Consider the following 18,199-nt stretch of genomic DNA (forward strand, 5'->3'; position numbering starts at 1 on the left):
GTAATGGTTAGCGAGCATTGAAATACAGACTGAAATATCAGACAAAGGAAGTCACATGACCGGACTACTGCTTGAAAAAGACAGCAATGGCGTTGCTTGGTTGAGCCTCAATCGACCAGAGAAACACAACGCGTTTAATGATGAATTAATTGCTTCACTTATCGAAACCTTGGAAAAACTTGAGAGAGACGACTCTCTACGTGCATTGGTACTAACGGCGCAAGGGAAACACTTTTCTGCGGGTGCGGATCTTGGCTGGATGCAGTCAATGGCCACCAAAACCGAGAGTGAAAACCTGCAAGACGCACAGCAACTAGCGAAGCTCCTGCACAAACTGGATACCTTTAGCAAACCAACCATTGCTATGGTGCACGGCGCAGCATTTGGTGGTGCACTGGGGCTTATCTGCTGCTGCGATATCGCCATCGGTACGCCTGAAAGCCGCTTCTGTTTGAGTGAAGTGAAACTCGGTTTATTACCCGCCACCATCGGCCCCTACGTAATCCGAGCGATTGGACAACGACAAAGCCGACGTTACTTTTTAACCGCCGAACTGATTGATGCCGAAACCGCGCTATCGATGAATATTCTTCATCAGATCGACTCTCAACCACGTGAAGCCGTCAATCGCACCATTGACCACCTGCTTAACAACGGTCCACAAGCCATGCAGGCGGCAAAAGCACTCTGCTTACGTTGTGACAACCACCCTATCGATCACTCATTAATTGAATACACCAGCCAAGCCATTGCAACCGCCCGCGTGTCCAGTGAAGGACAAGAAGGACTGAGTGCATTTTTTGAAAAGCGCGCCGCTCATTGGAGGAATCATGTTTAAAAGAATACTGATCGCAAACCGCGGTGAAATTGCCTGCCGAATCATTAAAACCGCAAAAAGCATGGCTATCGAGACGGTTGCCGTCTATTCCGAAGCGGATCGCAGCAGCTTACATGTTAAACAAGCGGATTTCGCCGAATTTATCGGCCCTGCTCCGGCGAGTGAGTCGTATCTCGATATCGATGCGATTATCGGCGCAGCGAAAAAATGGCAAGCCGATGCTATCCACCCTGGGTATGGTTTTCTTTCCGAGAACCCGAAATTAGCCAAAGCGTGTAGTGAAAATGGCATCGTTTTTATTGGCCCTTCCACCAGCGCAATTGAAGCGATGGGCTCGAAGTCGCAAGCCAAAGCCATTATGTCAGAGGCAAACGTGCCTTTGGTTCCGGGCTATCACGGCACAGACAACAGCGTTGAGCACTTATTAGCGGAAGCGGAAAAAATCGGTTACCCAGTGATGCTTAAAGCAACCCAAGGGGGCGGCGGTAAAGGCATGCGAGTGGTCAACAGCGAAGCCGAAATGCCGCTGGCCATCGACGGTGCGCAGCGTGAAGCACTTTCAAGCTTTGGCGATAAGCAGCTTCTTGTCGAAAAATGCATATTGCAACCGCGCCACGTTGAAGTTCAGGTATTTGCTGACCAACATGGCAACTGCGTTTATCTATCTGATCGCGATTGCTCCATTCAACGTCGTCACCAAAAAGTAGTCGAAGAAGCACCAGCTCCCGGTCTTAGTGATGAACTGCGAAAACAAATGGGTGAAGCCGCGGTTCAGGCCGCGCAAGCGATCGATTATGTTGGCGCTGGTACGGTTGAATTCTTACTCGATAGCCGCGGTCAATTCTACTTCATGGAGATGAATACCCGTCTGCAAGTTGAACATCCTGTCACTGAATTGATCACCGGCGTTGATTTGGTTGAATGGCAATTCAAAGTTGCGGCTGGCGAGCATTTACCGATCTCGCAATCCGAAATCACCCATAACGGACACTCAATCGAGCTGCGAATTTACGCCGAAGATGCCGACAACGACTTTATGCCGTCGACTGGACGCATTGATTATTTACAAGAACCCATCTCAGACAGCAATGTTCGACTAGCTTGTGTGCGTGTTGATAGCGGTGTTACCCAAGGCGATACCATTAGCGAATACTACGATCCGATGATCAGCAAACTGATCGTCTGGGGGCAAACTCGTGATATCGCTCTAAAGCAGCTTAAGCAGGCGTTAACTCAATATCACGTACGTGGCGTAACGACAAACATTGGTTATCTGCACAGCATTATTTCGCTGCCAGCCTTTGCAGAGGTTGAGCTTGATACAGGTTTCCTCGTCACACATCAACAAGGCATAAATGAGCAGCAAGACGTGTCGGATTCAATCTGGCTTACATTGGCGGCGGTTGCTCGCTGGAATGATCTGATTTCAAAATCAGACAGCTCAACGTTACCCGCGCCAACCAAACGAGGTTTTAGACTGTCGGTTGACAACGTTTACCGATTTAACTTCACGGATGCCAATGCCAACCATCAAGTACGTTTGCAACAATCATCGCAAGATACAGGATCTCACTTCACTGTCCGATGCGGCGAGGATCTGCATCAGGTCATCCTGCTTGAAAGTGACAACCAGTTTATCGTCGATATTGATAATGTGCGTTACACCTTTAATGCACTTAGCGATGAACAAAGAACAACACTATTTTATCTTTGTCAGCAGCGCACGTTCGCTCATCAACCTAACTTTGACTCTGCAAAAGATGTAGATGATGAACTAAGTCCAACCGCACCACTCAACGGCATAATTTCAGCAGTTATGGTGGCTAAAGGTGACGAAGTGGCGGCGGGCGATCCGCTTTTGGTACTCGAAGCAATGAAAATGGAATACACCATTACCGCTCCGGTAGCAGCAACCGTTGATGAAGTGTTTTATCAACATGGAGACCAAGTACAGCATGGTTCCATCCTACTGCATTTAATTTCTGCACCCGATAATGTCTGTGAAGATAAGGAGCACGAATATGCTACCAGCGAAGGTTAATATCGTCGAAGTTGGCGCGCGTGATGGCTTGCAGAATGAAACGGCAGTGACGCTGGTTGATAAAATCCGTTTGATCAATCAGCTAAGCACCAGTGGCTTAAAACACATTGAAGCAGGCTCTTTTGTCTCGCCGAAATGGGTGCCTCAAATGGCCGATTCCGATCAAGTATTTTCAGGTATCACGCAAAAGCCTGACGTGGTTTATAGCGCACTCACACCAAATCTCGCAGGGTTAGAACGTGCACTGGAAAGCGGCGTAAAGCAAATCGCGGTATTTGGCTCCGCTTCAGAAGCGTTCAGCCAGAAGAACATCAACTGCAGCATTGCGGAAAGCCTCTCTCGTTTTGAGCCCGTGATCGAACTAGCAAAGCAGCACAACATACCTGTGCGCGGGTATTTGTCTTGCACCATGGTTTGCCCATACGAGGAAGAAATCAAGCCAGAGCAAACCACTGCGGTCGCCAATACGTTGTTTGATATGGGATGTTATGAAATTTCTCTGGGCGATACTGTCGGTAAGGCAACCCCAAATCGCGTCATCGCCATGCTGGATTCGCTGTTAACGCAACTGCCGAAAGACGCATTAGCAGTGCACTTCCACGACACATACGGGCAAGCACTAGCCAATATTTACCAAGCCTTATTAATGGGCATCAACACCATTGACAGCGCTGTAGCTGGTTTGGGCGGCTGCCCTTATGCAAAGGGGGCCAGTGGCAATGTTGCAACGGAAGATGTGCTTTATCTGTGTGAGCAGATCGGGATTGAAACGGGGGTTGATCTCAACATCATCAATCAAGCAGGTTGGCAAATTTGCCGTGCGTTAGGAAAGTCTCCTGCTTCTAGGGTCGCATTAGCTCTGGGCGATCCGTATAGCTTGTAAATCATCAACAACCAATCAGGTAATGTATTTCAACGGGCATGCAGACGTACGTGCCCGTTTTTTGTTGTTACTCATTAAAAACCTTAACGCTCAACGGTCTTCATCACATTAATTAGTATCTGATTTCAGCTACAATTTAGTTTCAAACCGAACATATAAAACAGGATCAGGTAAATGCTCATAACATTTCGTTGTCGAAGCCACTCAAACGTCACAATGTTTGGTGATATTGCATTAGATATGCTCAAAATGATGGGTCACAGCGGCACGGTGCCGGGATCAATTTCCGCTCAAGATGTTCCTGACGCGCTATCAAGATTAACTTCTGCTCTATCTGCGAAAAATGCAGCTGAAGAAAACCTCCCTACTGATGTAGACGAAGAGGAAGAACAAGCAGAGCCCGCGGTAAGCCTAGGACGCAGAGCGTTTCCACTGATTGAGTTGCTAAAATCAGCAATCAAAGAAGAATGCGAAGTCATGTGGGACAACCAATAACGCCTTCAAACTGGTTTCTAGCGAGGTGAATCCGTGTTGTGACCGCCTCGCTATGGTTACTCGACACCAAGATAAGAACACCAATACCGCTTATCGCCCTATCCGTTTCTCTCCCTAGACAACTTGATTTGCCCATCAATGTGCACATCTCGTTGTGGAAACGCGATTTCAATGCCGTGCTTTTCGAAAGCTTCGTAGATTTCAAAACGCATGGCACTTGCGACCGAGCGAATACCGCCCTCAACCGTTGAGTTAATCCAAAAATAAGATTCGAAGATCAAAGCATTGTCACCAAAGTCTTGAAAAAACACATCTGGCGCTGGCGAACTCAGAACTTGCGCTTGCTGCGAAGTCACTTCCGCCATTAAGGCAGCAACCTGTTTGACATCGCTCCCATACGCGACACCGACGACGACAGAGCCACGGACTAATCTGTCGCATAACGTCCAGTTGATCACCACGTTCTCAATCAACTGACTGTTGGGTATGAGCATATGAACACCATCGGTTCGTCTGATTCTCGTTGAGCGTGTATTTATTTGCTCGACAGTGCCTTTGGCGCCCTCAACCTCTAAAAAGTCCCCAATTCGGATTGGCTTTTCACCAATCAAAATCCAGCCACTTATGAAGTTGTTAATGATGTTTTGCGCACCAAAACCGAAGCCGATAGCGATGGCACCAGACAGAAAGGCAAACGCGGTAATTGGCACATTTATCATCGAAAGTGTGGTCATAAAAATAATGGCGAGAGCGATGACAAATAATATCCGTTTAACCAAATGAATCACGTTTGGGTCTTTCCCCGATGAAGACATTCTTGACGTAACGGTTTTGATCAAAATTTTCGATAACCATAAAGCGACAATGACCCATGTCGGCACCATCAATATCGCCCACAACGTGATAGGTTGTTCGTTAAAGGTAAACAGTGTTGTTTCTAAAAATGAAATGACCCGTTCGAACATAAAGTGCTCACTCTTGATTCATCGTTGCCAGCAAGCCAGAGCGCATAAGTCTTATATTTTTAGCCCAATCGATAGCGCAAGCGGCTCAATTAAGTTCTTCTTATTAACTATATAGTAATCTACGTAAAACGCTTCGAGTGGTTTCCCACTTTGGCTTCAACCGATTAAGCCATTTAGGGAGTACGTCTTTGTGAACTAAACGAGCCAATCAACCAACTTGAGACGCAAGGCAAATCAGTGATAACTTTCTGATTTTTAAGCATCAAATTTTCACTTCGAATCACTCTCACTTATTATGCACCTTATTGCAAATAACATTGATGGAATGATTGTCATGTCAGAACTGACTCGGATGCGCTCTGGAGAAACCTATAATTGTCTGGATGAAGAACTAAAGCTAATGCGCGCCAAAACCGCTCAGCTTGTCTTCCAATTTAACCACGAGCCAAACCCAGATATCCGTAGACAACTATTGGCGGAAATGGGCGTCCAATTAAAAAACAGCGCCTGTATAGAGCCACCGCTACAACTTACCTACGGTTGTCACTTGTCCATCGGAGAAAACACCTACATCAACTGGGATGCCATTATTCTGGACAATGGGCAGGTTGAGGTTGGCGCGAACGTCATGATTGGGCCTAGAGTGCAAATTTACACAGCCGCTCATTCACTCGATACGCAAAGGCGCTTAGCTGGAGATGAGATCGCCAAACCGGTCAACATCGGCAATAACGTTTGGATTGGTGGGGGCGCTATCATACTGCCAGGCGTGACCATTGGCGACCAGGCCATCGTTGGCGCTGGCTCTGTCGTAACCAAAGACGTTGTGCCGGGCGATCGAGTTGTCGGAAATCCGGCGCGCTCCATTAAACCAAAAAACTGAAGAAAGTCGCTATTTCGCCAAATGACAGCGAATAATGTTGGCAAGCAAATTGAGAGCATGGACGTATTTGTCATTAAGCTCAAAAGAAGCGTTAAGACGAATACAGTGATCGTATTGTTCTGTCAGGCTGAACATCTTTCCCGGTGCGATGCTGATATTATCTTTTAGCGCTTCTCGATATATCTGCAAGGCGTCGATATGCTTGGGAAGCTCTAACCAAATAAAGTACCCGCCGCTTTGGCTTAACACTTTGACTTCTTCAGGTAACAGCTCACTAAGCAGATCCGTCATCTTACTTTTACGTTCAAACAGCTTTTTCCGTAACTGCTTCAAATGCGATTCGTAATTGCGGCTTGTTAAATAGTGCACCAATGTCATTTGCACTGGTGCGCTCGTCGCTAATGTACTCATTAGCTGTAACTTTTGTACCTCTAGCGCCCGCTTTCCCGCCGCAACCCAACCAATACGTAGCCCTGCGATTAATGATTTTGAAAACGAGGAGCACAACATGGTATTGCCCGTGTCATCAAACATTCTTAGTGGGTAGACCGAGTCATTCCCTGCATGCAGTTCGCTGTACACATCATCTTCAATCACTGGCACGTTATATCGCTGTGTCAGCTCAATCAGCTTTTGTTTTTTCTCGTTGGAGAGCGTAAAACCCAGAGGATTTTGGAAGTTCGACATCAGCCAACATGCTTTCACATCGTGTGTTTGCAGCGCTCGTTCCAATGAATCTAGGTCAATACCCGTGACTGGGTCTGTTCTTACTGAGAGCGCTTTCAAACCTAACCGCTCTAAGGATTGCAATGCACCATAAAATGCAGGCGATTCCACAACCACCCAATCTCCCGGTCTTGTACAAGCTTGCAAACTGAGCGTTAACGCCTCCAGCGCGCCTGCCGTAATGACAATTTCATCGGGTGAAATTTCAATGCCTTTCGCAGCATAACGCTTCGCGATGATGGTGCGTAATTGTTCGTTTCCCGGCGGTAAGTTATCAAAGGTGGTGGAAATCGGCATATTGCGAGCGGCTGCGCTCATCGCCCGATTCACGTGATAGCGTGGGTACAAACTTGGGTCTGGATAGGCAAAGCCAAAATTGATCATGGATGGATTTTTACTCGCCTGCAGAACATCAAAGATAAACTCATTGATGTCTACCTGCTCTGTCCACGAAACCGCGGCTGGCGCTTGGGGTTCATTTGAGCTCTTAATATTGGGCGCGACTCGATAACCAGATCGCGGCTGTGACGTGACCCAGCCTTGAGATTCCAGAATTTGATACGCGTGCAACACCGTCATCAAGCTCAAACCCGAGTGTTCAGATTGGCGACGCAGCGAAGGCAGCTTGTCACCCGGATGCCATATCCCCGATTTTATCTGCCTTTTAAGCTGTTCCACTAACTCTTGATACTTCGCCAAACGCAAATCCCCTTCCATAAAGCCGAATTCAAAATAATAACACTTCAATATTTAATCTGTTATAGGTTTATAGTCACTGTCTGTACCTACTTCCCTCATTCCGCTCCTTTTAAAATAGCTCTCTCATAAAACTTAAAAGATCAAAGGAAGTTTAATGTTTGGCCTCGACGCATTTATGCTTGCACGGATACAGTTCGCCTTTACGGTATCCTTTCATATTATTTTCCCCGCTATCACCATAGGTTTGGCCACCTATCTCGCCGTGCTGGAAGGCTTATGGCTAAAAACACGTAATCCCGATTACCAAAAGCTCTATCACTTCTGGTCGAAAATTTTTGCGGTTAACTTTGGAATGGGTGTTGTATCTGGTCTTGTCATGGCCTATCAATTCGGCACCAACTGGAGTGGTTTCTCCGACTTCGCTGGTTCTATCACTGGCCCATTACTGACTTATGAAGTGTTAACGGCTTTCTTTCTCGAAGCCGGATTTCTTGGCGTAATGCTGTTTGGGTGGCGTCGCGTCGGCGAAAAGCTGCACTTTTTTGCAACCTCGATGGTGGCGTTAGGAACGATCATTTCGACGTTCTGGATTCTCGCCTCCAACAGTTGGATGCAAACGCCACAAGGCTATGAAATTGTCGACGGACGTGTGGTGCCAACCGACTGGTTTGCTATCGTTTTCAATCCTTCATTTCCTTATCGTTTGGCGCACATGAGCGTCGCGGCTTTCGTCAGTTCAGCACTCTTTGTAGGCGCGTCAGCCGCTTGGCATTTATTGAGAGGCAATCAATCGACTGCGGTAAAAACCATGTTTTCGATGTCGCTCGGGATCTTAGTGTTCCTTGCGCCACTCCAAGCCGTGATTGGCGATGTGCACGGGCTAAACACTCTGGAACACCAGCCCGCCAAAATCGCTGCCATCGAAGGACATTGGGATAACAGCGATGGCAAACCAACCCCATTGATATTGTTCGGCATGCCAAACATGGAACAAGAACGCACAGACTATGCCTTAGAAATTCCTGTTTTAGGAAGTTTGATCCTACGCCACAGTTTAACTGAGCCAATCCCGGCGCTGAAAGACTTCCCGAAAGAGGAACGACCGAACTCACCTATCGTCTTTTGGTCATTTCGAATCATGGTCGGGCTAGGACTTCTGATGATTTTTCAGAGCTTCTACAGCATATGGTTACGAAAAAAGAACACGCTTTATACTTCGCGTTGGTTCCTCAAGTTTTCATTGTTTATGGGGCCATCTGGTCTTATCGCAATACTCGCTGGCTGGTTTACAACAGAGGTTGGTCGGCAACCTTGGGTCGTGTATGGCGTACAAAAAACGCGTGATGCGGTTTCTGCACACGGAGACCTACAAATGAGCATCAGCCTGCTGTGTTTCCTTGTTGTATACAGCTTGGTATTTGGTTTTGGTTATTACTACATGATCCACCAAATCAAGAAAGGCCCCGATGCAATCGAACACGATGAGCACGACATGACGACCGTTTCAGGTCGCATTTAGAATTTGTCACAAAGTGAAGGTAGAAAATATGCATTTTGATTTATCCGTGATTTGGTTCGCGATCATCGTTTTTGCCACTTTGATGTACATCATCATGGACGGCTTCGATTTGGGTATTGGAATACTGATGCCCTTCATCAAGGATGAAAAACAAAAAGACGTCATGGTCAACAGTGTCGCGCCAGTTTGGGACGGCAACGAAACTTGGATTGTGCTTGGAGGCGCATCTCTATTTGGCGCTTTTCCGATGGCTTACGCGGTGATTATTGAAGCGCTAACCATCCCTTTAACGTTGATGTTGATTGCTTTGATCTTTCGTGGCGTCGCGTTTGAGTTTCGCTTTAAAGCATTGGAAAGCCACTTAAAGTTCTGGGATCGCTCTTTTATGGTCGGCTCGATTTTAACCACGTTTTTCCAAGGCATCGTTGTTGGCGCGGTAATTCAAGGCTTTGCGGTGGAAAACCGCGTCTTCGTAGGTAGCCAACTCGACTGGCTCACCCCTTTTCCCATCTTTTGTGGTTTGGGTTTAGTCGCAACGTACGCGCTGCTTGGTAGCACATGGCTCATCATGAAGACGGAAGGTGAACTGCAAAACACGATGTACCGCTTCACTAACAAAACACTACTGGCAATGATCTCCGCATTAGTCATTGTGAGCGCTTGGACTCCACTTGCTTACCCTGCCATTGCGGAAAGATGGTTTTCTCTGCCTAATTTGTTCTACTTACTGCCCGTACCTGTCATTACTGGGTTGGTATGTTTGAAGATTGCCGACTCCGTTAAAAAGCGTAAAGAGCGCAGCCCTTTCGTGATGGCGTTAGTGATCGTGATTCTCGGATTCGCTGGGCTTGGCATCAGTATCTGGCCAAATATCATTCCTCCTAGCATATCGATATGGGAAGCAGCGGCTCCTGCAAGCAGTCAGCGCTTTATGCTCGTTGGAGCGGTGATCATCATCCCGATCATTCTGGCTTACACCTTTTGGAGTTACTACGTCTTCTCCGGAAAAGTGAAAGAAGACGAAGCGTACCATTAACGAGTTGATAAGGAGTGAGTATGAAAATCAAAAATTGGTGTCGCCAGTGGGCATGGATGATTGGGATTTGGATCGCTAGCGTCGCTGCATTAGGGTTAGTGTCTATGTTATTTCGCGTCATGATGACCGCTGCAGGGTTAAAATCTTAGCTCGACACGTTTAAGTCAATAAAAAATGGATGCCTCTAGATCTTGTGTAAGAGCTAGAGGCGTTGAACCTAATACTCAATCTTAATGAAAAAGCCAAGCGTTAAGAATCTACTCAAAACATTCTTTCATAAGTCTACATTGCCTGAAGTCGTTCATGCATGCTTACGAGATCAAAAGGTTCAAGCTTTTTCGCAATGCTCAGTAATGCTTCCTTTTTATCTTGCGGTAAACTTTGAAACTTCGACTCTAAACGTAAATCCACTTTGCTAAAAAGTAGCTTTCTAATTTGACTAGCTTTTGCCTTTGATAATTGCAATCCATCATTATCGGAGGTTTCAATTATCATGATAATTCTTGCTAAATCACTGAATTCATCATCAGAGCATAAATAAAGTGATTGTTTGTATAAATAGCCAACCGAAATTTCAAAATCAATATTAAGCGCTTGAATCTGACTGACAATGTTTTCACTCATATCACTTTGAGAAGCAGAGTTGATACAATCATCAAATCGCCTTTCAAATGTAACAAATCGATTATTGAGCTCGTCCAACATAGTCGTATCTTTTGCGAATGATTCTATAGGTAAAACCAATAAGAACATTGGCAGTAGGTATTTTTTCAGCGACCGGCTATTCACAATCAAGTCCTTCTTCTAAAAAACTTTCATGCGGTGTTGGTGCAAGTGTTGCTTTCAAATTCAAGTCCATTAAACTCGCCAAATGGCTTTCATTAAACTCTGATAGCTTTTGCAGCTTTAGACTGGCTTCATTAAACTCTTGGTAGAACTTATCAGGTTGAGGTATCACGACTGTTTTTATGTTTGCTCGTGTTGCCGCAAGCATACCCGAATAAGAGTCTTCAAAGGCAATACAGTTACTTGAATCTACACCTAGTTTATTGATTGTTGAAAGGTAGACATCTGGCTCTGGCTTACCCTGCTCTACATCGTCTGACGATGATATCGCGTCAAAGTAACTGGCAATACCGAGTTTGTTCAAAATGATGGGAATGAGTTGATAAGGTGAATTAGTAGACAACCCTATCTTAAACCCTTTTTCCTTAAGCAATTTGAGTGTTTCTGTAACACCCTCTAATTCGCATCCTTTTTCAATTATTAATGCCTCCACTTTATCCACAACAGCATTCTCTACTTCCTCTAGGCTCTTTTCTTGCCAAGGATTACGTTCATACCAAAACCTTGTTACTTCACCTGTCGTCATAGTTGCAGTCTGCTTTGACAGCACTTCGGTCACTTGGACACCAACTGATGAAAACACCTGCTTTTCCGCTTCCTTCCACAAAGGTTCTGAATCAATCAGCAACCCGTCCATATCAAAGACCGCAGCGTATATCATTGGTACATCCTCAGTAAGTTCTATTCGTTGAGTAAGATTTGTCTATTCAACCAAAGCATAGCTTTGCATATAACGAGTGAGAGTATCACATTTGCCTGTGGCTATCAGAGCCAGTTCGATGACTCATCTTTAAGCCTCAACATGACCGATGTTCGTGGCTACTTTTAACGCTTGTTTATTGAGATTAGACGCCTCCCAAGCAACGACAACACGACTGGTTAGGGGGATATCATCAATCTCGGCGACTGTCGCGGAATCATCGAGATGTTCAGCCAGTGAGCGCGGAACGAGAGCGATACCTAACCCAGCCTGCGCCATGGCAATCGTCGTACGAAGTTGCGGTGCTGCGAACTGTGGTTCGAGCCTTACTCCTGCGTCGGCAAAAAGTGTGCTCATGCCATCAAACAATGCGGGGCCCGTCTCTCGTGGAAACAGTAAAATTTTATGGCCTCTCAACTGTTTCATCTGGATACAGGGATATTTTGCCAGTTCGTGCCCCGCCGGAATCACCGCGACAAACGGGTCGTTAAACAACACCTTGTGCTCAAAAGGCTCACTGGCGTAACAGGGTAGCCGCATGATTGCGAGATCAAGTTGTTTGCTTTTTAACTGAGTGGCAAGCTCTGGCATTGATAGTTCCGCCGTCTGTAAATGAACCCCATTCTCTTGAATACGCCCAATCCTCTCCAATACCTTAATGCAGGTTGATGTTGACGTCGCGAACCCAATTTTAACCTGCGTATTTTCACCACGGGCAATCTGTCGGGCTTTTGCTTTAGCGCGTTCCACATCAGCAAGAATATTTACCGCATCCGTATAAAAGACTTGCCCTGCATGGGTCAGTTCTACTCCTCTAGACAAGCGCTTAAATAAGTCCACGCCAAGCTCGTGCTCTAGCTTTTTGATTTGTTGACTCAAAGGAGGTTGCGCAATCCCTAACTGTTCAGCTGCTCGGGTAAAGTGACGAGTCTCGGCGACCGCGACAAAATACTTCAGGTAGCGAAATTCCATATATTTTCCATATCAAAATAAATCTTTTTTATATTGGATTTAGCACCGTGTAGAAGTCAATCTAAATATACTCTTCATTGCATAACTGGTCTTACTCATGCGTGGATTTTATAACCCTCTATGTGCTTGTTCGCTTGAAGTAGCGAAAGAATTTTCTGAATACCATCACGTTACCGGAGATGGTGAGATTTATCAGACTTCGTTAATGAGTGCTTTGATCGCTGGTGTTTACGAAGGCTCAACAACCATAGAAGAACTGCTGAAACATGGGGATTTTGGTTTAGGTACGTTCAATGAATTGGATGGTGAGTTGATTGCGTTTGATAAGGAAGTTTTTCAACTCAAGTCGGATGGCTCCGCAAACCCGGCAGACCTGGCGCAAAAAACGCCCTTTGCTGTCATGACTTTTTTTAAGCCTGATATCGAGCTGCCACTGACATCGCGCATGTCACGTCATGAAGTCCATAGCATCATAGACGAGATGGTTCCAAGCGATAACCTATTTTGCGCAGTGCGCATTGATGGCGTTTTCGATTCAGTTCGTACTCGCACCGTACCTAAACAAACACGCCCTTATCGGCCAATGCTTGAAGTGGTCAAAGAACAACCAACGTTCCGCTTCACGCATAAGCAAGGCGTGGTCGCCGGCTTTCGCAGTCCTAAATATACGACTGGCATCAATGTGCCCGGCTATCACGAACACTTTATTACCGATGACCGCCAAGGAGGTGGTCATATTCAGGATTACAGCATTTCGTCAGGGTTCCTCCAGATTGGCAAAGTCTCGCGGCTAGTGATTGATACCCCGGTATCGACAGACTTTCTCAACGCCAATTTGGCTCCGGAAGATATAAATACCGCCATAGAAAAGGCGGAAAAGTAACAAAGTCAGGCAAATAATAAGGACAACAAATGCAATCCAAACCTTCAAATAAAAATGGATCTCAGTTGATCGCTCAACAGCTAGAGTCTCTCGGCATTAAGTACATTTTCGGTATTCCCGGTGCAAAAATCGATCGACTGTTCGATGCGATTGAAGACACTAACATCCAAATGATTCCGGTACGCCACGAAGCTAACGGCGCATTTATGGCGGGCGTTATGGGAAGACTAACCGGCAAAGCAGGCGTCACCATGGTTACGTCAGGCCCTGGCTGTGGAAATCTAGTTACGGGAGTGGCAACAGCAAACTCCGAAGGCGATCCGCTGATTGCTATCGGTGGTGCGGTGAAACGAACTGACCAGCAAAAACAAACACACCAGAGCATGGATACCGTCAGTATTTTTCGCTCTATAACTAAGTTCAGTGCTGAAGTGCAGCATGTGGACGCCGCAAGCGAGATCATGGCGAACGCATTTCGTATCGCAGAGTCAGGTCGTCCTGGGGCTTGCTTTTTGAGTCTCCCCCAAGATGTTTTATCCGAGCAAACCCAAACGGACATTATTGTCCCCTCGCCTTACACACAGCCTGGTTGCGCAGACATCGCAGCAATCGAAGAAGCGGTCAGTCGAATCAGTAAAGCAAAGCGCTGTGTGGTTTTACTTGGCCTTCACGCGAGCCGCAGTAAAAACGCTGCTGCTATCGCCCGATTTCTTCAAAATACGCAGCTACCCGTTGTCGGCACTTACCAAGCCGCCGGCACGGTAGACATCAATTACTATCATCACTTTGCTGGGCGTGTCGGTTTGTTTAATAACCAACCTGGCGATGTTTTACTGCGGGACGCCGATTTAATTCTCACCATCGGCTTTAGCCCAATAGAGTATGACCCTGAGCTTTGGAACAGCCACCGCAACCCAGTGATTCACCTCGATATTGAACCGGCAGAATACCAACTTAATTATCAGCCTTGTGTTGAAATCGTCGGAAACATTGCGCAGTCATTAGACAAGATGGGCAGCTATATCTCTGAATATGCCCGCCTTTCCCCAACGGCACTTTCAGTACTGGAAGAGGTAGCACTGCAACGGCAAGTGATCAAAACCTATCCCAATGTCTATCACAAGCAAGGATTTCATCCACTGGCACTGATTAAAGCCATGCAATCTATCATCACACCAGATACCACGCTATGTCTTGATATGGGGAGCTTCCACATCTGGATCGCTCGTTACTTAAGTTGTTTTCGAGCTCGCCAAATGCTGGTGTCTAACGGCCAACAAACAATGGGCGTTGCACTACCATGGGCCATTGGTGCCAGCCTACTAAAACCTGGTAGCAAAGTGGTATCGATATCAGGAGACGGCGGTTTTATGCAATCGAGCATGGAGTTAGAAACCGCGGTTAGACTGAACTGTAATATCGTCCATATTGTGTGGGTTGATAACGCCTACAACATGGTAGAAATGCAAGAGATCAACAAATATCAGCGCTGCTCTGGTGTGAAATTTGGACCAATTGATTTCAAGGCGTACGCCGAATCATTTGGCGCGAAAGGCTTCGCAGTGACTAGTCAACACGAATTGCTACCGACATTGAATAAAGCCATGGACGTTGAAGGACCAGCAGTGGTGGCTATCCCCGTAGATTACAGCGACAACGACAAACTGATGTTGCCGCGCACAGAGAAAAATCAAGATCCCGTTTTTGTAAGTTTCGAAGGAGAAATCGCATGAGAGGATTAAAAAATAAAGTCGCACTCGTCACTGGTTCTGCCAATGGTATTGGTTTGGCCATCGCAAAACGTTTGTATGAAGAAGGCGCAAACGTCGCTCTTGCCGATTGGAATGAAGAGCAATTGGCAAACGCCGTTGAGGGCTTTGATAAACAGCGTGTGTCTGCGCATTCTATTGATGTTTCTGACCCAGAAAAAGTCGCAGCACTGATTTCTGACGTTGTTACCCGTTTCGGTAAACTGGATATTTTAGTAAACAATGCTGGCGTACATGTCCCTGGCTCCGTGATTGAAGGTAGTGTGGAAGACTGGAAGAAGATCTCTGGTGTAAACATTGATGGTGTTGTTTATTGCGCGAAGTTTGCTTTGCCTGAACTCTTAAAAACGAAAGGTTGTATGGTAAATACCGCGTCCGTTTCCGGTTTGGGTGGTGACTGGGGTGCCGCATTCTATTGCGCGAGTAAAGGCGCAGTGGTGAACCTTACCCGAGCGATGGCATTGGACCATGGTGCGGATGGGGTAAGAATTAACGCCGTATGCCCAAGTTTAGTAAAAACCAACATGACAAACGGCTGGCCGCAGGACATCCGCGATAAATTCAATGAGCGCATTGCGCTTGGCCGAGCAGCCGAACCTGAAGAAATTGCGTCTGTCGTGACTTTCTTGGCAAGTGATGACGCATCTTTCATTAATGGCGTAAACCTACCTGTAGACGGCGGTGCCACCGCATCAGATGGTCAACCTAAAATAGTATAAGCATGAAATAGACAGATCAGTGAGAGACGTTCTACTACCTTTCGGATCGATGCTGATCTGTCGCTTTACGCTCTGAGCACACAACCCGTGCCGGCAATAAACTCAACCACTCGACCGCTGTTAGAGATATCTCAACAACTTAAACCAGCAACGAGAAATTAATGTTTCACACAAACCGACAAACTATGTGAGCATTCCATCAGGCATAGAGTGAAGACTTATGTATCAGCGATTCACAAAGAACCAGACAGTTTCCGCGAATACTTTCTAAAGAAGTCTCAGTGACGACTAACGTTTCTGCCACACCATCCATTGCTCTCTGCCTTTAAAAACCTCAACACTGTTTGCCACCACTGAGGACTTCACAAGTTCAAACGTGGGCTCTAGAAAAGATGCCAACTCCCCACTTCGCAAACAAAATGGAGGAAAGCGTGATAGGTAATTATCATCAATGACGAAAAAACCAATTAGAAAACCTCCGCTTGGCAATAATTTATCCACCATCGAAAAGTATTCTGACCACATGTCTCTCGGTAGTGCTGCGAGAAAGGCCCGCTCGTAAATGACATCAAACGAGTGAGAAAAATCGGCATTAAATACATCACCCAATACGACTTTATCTTTGTAGTTACCTAACGTTGATTGCGCCATTTTTACCGCTTCTTGGCTGTAATCCATCGCGATCACGTCATGCCCATATTGAATAAAAGTGCTCAGTTCATAAGCGGCACCACACCCAGGAATAAACACTGACTGGCCTACATGAAGTGAATTGTCGAGATAATCCTTGAGTTCTTGAGGTGTCGATTGGGCATCCCAAGGCATAGTGCCTCGGATAAACAAATCATCCCAGAATTGTGTGTTAATCATTGGTGCCTGTTTCATTTACCCGCTCCCTGATTGCGGTAGTAAAAAATAAAGGGATACGCAGCGCAATGTGGTATCCCTTTTCTAGCCTTTTGTCTGACGTTGTTAGTTTTTTATGACAACCACTTTCTACTGCACTTATGCCACCAATGAGTTAACTGCGAAGATCATTGATTAACGGCTGCTCCGCTTGGTTCGGTACAAACTGGACATTGCCTTTCAGTTTAGTGACAGACTGGAGTGTTGCTTGAATGTCCTCTGCTGATACATGCACATCATGACAACAGAAAGTAATGGCATCGTTGAAGCCATCGCGCTCAATTTTCAAGGAGCCTTTAATATCGTGGCGACGACAGACTTCTTGGATCTGATGCGGATAAACAAACAGCCCTTTTACTTTCACCGCGGAGTCTGCTCGTCCCATCCAGCCCTTAATTCGTGCATTCGTGCGTGAAGAATCAGAACTAATCTCTAGATATGCCGATAAATCTCCCGTTGCGTAGCGAATCAGCGGGAACTTCTCATCGAGCGACGTTACAACGACTTCACCGACTTCTCCCGGTTGTACAGGAACACCATCAGGATCAACGATTTCAACAATAATATCTTCGGCAATCACTAATCCTTGTTCACCAGACACTTGATAAGCAATCAAACCAAGCTCTGCACTTGCGTAGGCTTGAAATACTGCAATGCCTTTTTCCTCAAACATCTGTTGCATGTCTGCTGTAACCGCTTCACCAGAGACCAGAGCTTTCTCAAAGCTAGGCAGCTCATTGTATTTCTCTTGATACTTTTGTAGCAACGTCAGCAAATACGAAGGTGTACCAGTGTAACCATTAGGTTGAAGCTGTTTAATTGCCTCTATTTGCGCTTCGGTATTGCCTACTCCAGCCGGAAATACCGCACAGCCACAAGCCCTTGCGCCACCATCCATAATAAATCCGCCAGGAGAGAAATGGTAAGAGAGCGTGTTATGCACTAAATCACCCGCACAGAACCCAGCAGCGTGAAACGCGCGCCCCATACGCCAGAAATCGGCCTCATCCGTTTGAGCCTCATACAACGGCCCAGGAGATTGGAATACGCGCGCCATTTGACCAATGGCAGCGCTATTTAAGCCACCAAACGGCGGTTTAAGTTGCTGCTGATTAGGTACATTGAACTTACGTGTAATCGGGAACTGAGCAAGCCCTTCACGATTGTTTGCCAATGTAGGCTCTAACTCAGAAAAATGCGCCGCGTAATGTTCGCTATTGGCTTTCGAATTTTCAATCAGTGCTGGCAAACGTTGAAACAGCGACTCTTCTCGCGCCTGTAGAGACAACGATTCTTTCGCATCAAATAGTTCGTTCATC

At 46.2% G+C, this 18,199-nt stretch carries 18 protein-coding genes; 11 read left to right on the plus strand and 7 right to left on the minus strand.

What is annotated here, in order from left to right:
- Positions 1 to 55: 55 nt before the first annotated feature.
- The 4 genes from R7P74_RS07020 to R7P74_RS07035 all read left to right on the plus strand — a co-directional run bounded on the left by R7P74_RS07020 (position 56) and on the right by R7P74_RS07035 (position 4,257).
- Positions 56 to 838 (plus strand): enoyl-CoA hydratase-related protein, encoded by a 783-nt coding sequence (locus tag R7P74_RS07020; RefSeq protein ID WP_225473007.1) that lies wholly within the window; start codon positions 56 to 58, stop codon positions 836 to 838.
- On the plus strand, positions 831 to 2,879 hold the full coding sequence (locus R7P74_RS07025) for an acetyl/propionyl/methylcrotonyl-CoA carboxylase subunit alpha (RefSeq protein WP_262634421.1): 2,049 nt from the start codon (positions 831 to 833) through the stop codon (positions 2,877 to 2,879). The genes R7P74_RS07020 and R7P74_RS07025 overlap by 8 nt, the downstream gene beginning before the upstream one ends.
- A complete protein-coding gene (locus tag R7P74_RS07030) occupies positions 2,860 to 3,762 on the plus strand; it encodes a hydroxymethylglutaryl-CoA lyase (protein WP_262634420.1) in 903 nt (300 codons plus the stop codon). The genes R7P74_RS07025 and R7P74_RS07030 overlap by 20 nt, the downstream gene beginning before the upstream one ends.
- 174 nt (positions 3,763 to 3,936) lie before the next feature.
- A complete protein-coding gene (locus tag R7P74_RS07035) occupies positions 3,937 to 4,257 on the plus strand; it encodes a DUF1840 domain-containing protein (RefSeq protein ID WP_005373256.1) in 321 nt (106 codons plus the stop codon).
- 98 nt (positions 4,258 to 4,355) lie between these two features.
- On the opposite strand, the gene R7P74_RS07040 is transcribed toward R7P74_RS07035, so the two are convergent.
- Positions 4,356 to 5,222, minus strand: a complete 867-nt coding sequence (locus tag R7P74_RS07040; RefSeq protein WP_005373258.1) for a mechanosensitive ion channel family protein — start codon at positions 5,220 to 5,222, stop codon at positions 4,356 to 4,358.
- A 334-nt stretch (positions 5,223 to 5,556) separates the two neighbouring features.
- Here R7P74_RS07040 and R7P74_RS07045 point away from each other — a divergent pair, with 334 nt between their 5' ends.
- Positions 5,557 to 6,105 carry a sugar O-acetyltransferase gene (locus R7P74_RS07045; protein ID WP_213961563.1) on the plus strand — a complete coding sequence of 183 codons (549 nt, stop codon included), beginning with the start codon at positions 5,557 to 5,559 and terminating at the stop codon, positions 6,103 to 6,105.
- Positions 6,106 to 6,114: 9 nt separating this feature from the next.
- Here R7P74_RS07045 and R7P74_RS07050 read toward each other — a convergent pair whose 3' ends face one another.
- Complete coding sequence (locus tag R7P74_RS07050) at positions 6,115 to 7,530, minus strand: aminotransferase-like domain-containing protein (RefSeq protein ID WP_140298865.1); 1,416 nt, start codon at positions 7,528 to 7,530, stop codon at positions 6,115 to 6,117.
- Between the two features lie 154 nt (positions 7,531 to 7,684).
- On the opposite strand from R7P74_RS07050, the gene R7P74_RS07055 reads away from it, so the two are divergent.
- Genes R7P74_RS07055 through R7P74_RS07065 form a run of 3 tightly spaced genes read left to right on the plus strand, consistent with a single transcriptional unit; the run spans position 7,685 to position 10,234 of the window.
- Positions 7,685 to 9,049, plus strand: coding sequence for a cytochrome ubiquinol oxidase subunit I (locus R7P74_RS07055; RefSeq protein WP_005373264.1), 1,365 nt, complete (start codon positions 7,685 to 7,687; stop codon positions 9,047 to 9,049).
- Between the two features lie 28 nt (positions 9,050 to 9,077).
- Entirely contained in the window at positions 9,078 to 10,085 is a 1,008-nt protein-coding gene (cydB, locus tag R7P74_RS07060) for a cytochrome d ubiquinol oxidase subunit II (RefSeq protein WP_225473003.1), read from the plus strand.
- 20 nt (positions 10,086 to 10,105) lie between these two features.
- Entirely contained in the window at positions 10,106 to 10,234 is a 129-nt protein-coding gene (locus tag R7P74_RS07065; RefSeq protein WP_085569103.1) for a DUF2474 domain-containing protein, read from the plus strand.
- A 133-nt stretch (positions 10,235 to 10,367) separates the two neighbouring features.
- On the opposite strand, the gene R7P74_RS07070 is transcribed toward R7P74_RS07065, so the two are convergent.
- The 3 genes from R7P74_RS07070 to R7P74_RS07080 all read right to left on the minus strand — a co-directional run bounded on the left by R7P74_RS07070 (position 10,368) and on the right by R7P74_RS07080 (position 12,603).
- Positions 10,368 to 10,790: a hypothetical protein gene (locus tag R7P74_RS07070; RefSeq protein ID WP_228010152.1), complete on the minus strand. Its 423-nt coding sequence runs from the start codon at positions 10,788 to 10,790 to the stop codon at positions 10,368 to 10,370.
- A 76-nt stretch (positions 10,791 to 10,866) separates the two neighbouring features.
- Positions 10,867 to 11,592 (minus strand): hexitol phosphatase HxpB, encoded by a 726-nt coding sequence (gene hxpB / locus R7P74_RS07075; RefSeq protein ID WP_054574664.1) that lies wholly within the window; start codon positions 11,590 to 11,592, stop codon positions 10,867 to 10,869.
- A gap of 129 nt (positions 11,593 to 11,721) precedes the next feature.
- Positions 11,722 to 12,603, minus strand: a complete 882-nt coding sequence (locus R7P74_RS07080) for a LysR family transcriptional regulator (protein ID WP_213869871.1) — start codon at positions 12,601 to 12,603, stop codon at positions 11,722 to 11,724.
- A 97-nt stretch (positions 12,604 to 12,700) separates the two neighbouring features.
- Between R7P74_RS07080 and budA the strand changes: the two genes are divergently transcribed.
- The 3 genes from budA to R7P74_RS07095 are packed head-to-tail and all read left to right on the plus strand — an operon-like array spanning position 12,701 to position 15,974.
- The gene (gene budA / locus R7P74_RS07085) at positions 12,701 to 13,486 is read left to right on the plus strand and encodes an acetolactate decarboxylase (RefSeq protein ID WP_017633685.1); all 786 of its coding nucleotides are present in this window, start codon (positions 12,701 to 12,703) and stop codon (positions 13,484 to 13,486) included.
- A 29-nt stretch (positions 13,487 to 13,515) separates the two neighbouring features.
- Positions 13,516 to 15,219, plus strand: coding sequence for an acetolactate synthase AlsS (alsS, locus tag R7P74_RS07090; protein WP_213869872.1), 1,704 nt, complete (start codon positions 13,516 to 13,518; stop codon positions 15,217 to 15,219).
- Positions 15,216 to 15,974, plus strand: coding sequence for an SDR family NAD(P)-dependent oxidoreductase (locus R7P74_RS07095; protein ID WP_017820351.1), 759 nt, complete (start codon positions 15,216 to 15,218; stop codon positions 15,972 to 15,974). The genes alsS and R7P74_RS07095 overlap by 4 nt, the downstream gene beginning before the upstream one ends.
- A 288-nt stretch (positions 15,975 to 16,262) precedes the next feature.
- Here R7P74_RS07095 and R7P74_RS07100 read toward each other — a convergent pair whose 3' ends face one another.
- Together R7P74_RS07100 and R7P74_RS07105 are read right to left on the minus strand one after the other, a co-directional pair.
- A complete protein-coding gene (locus R7P74_RS07100; RefSeq protein WP_005382731.1) occupies positions 16,263 to 16,859 on the minus strand; it encodes a methyltransferase domain-containing protein in 597 nt (198 codons plus the stop codon).
- Between the two features lie 136 nt (positions 16,860 to 16,995).
- Positions 16,996 to 18,198, minus strand: a complete 1,203-nt coding sequence (locus tag R7P74_RS07105) for a phenylacetate--CoA ligase family protein (protein ID WP_258480611.1) — start codon at positions 18,196 to 18,198, stop codon at positions 16,996 to 16,998.
- Position 18,199 lies beyond the last annotated feature (1 nt).

This window comes from Vibrio sp. 2033 (genome assembly GCF_033339735.1).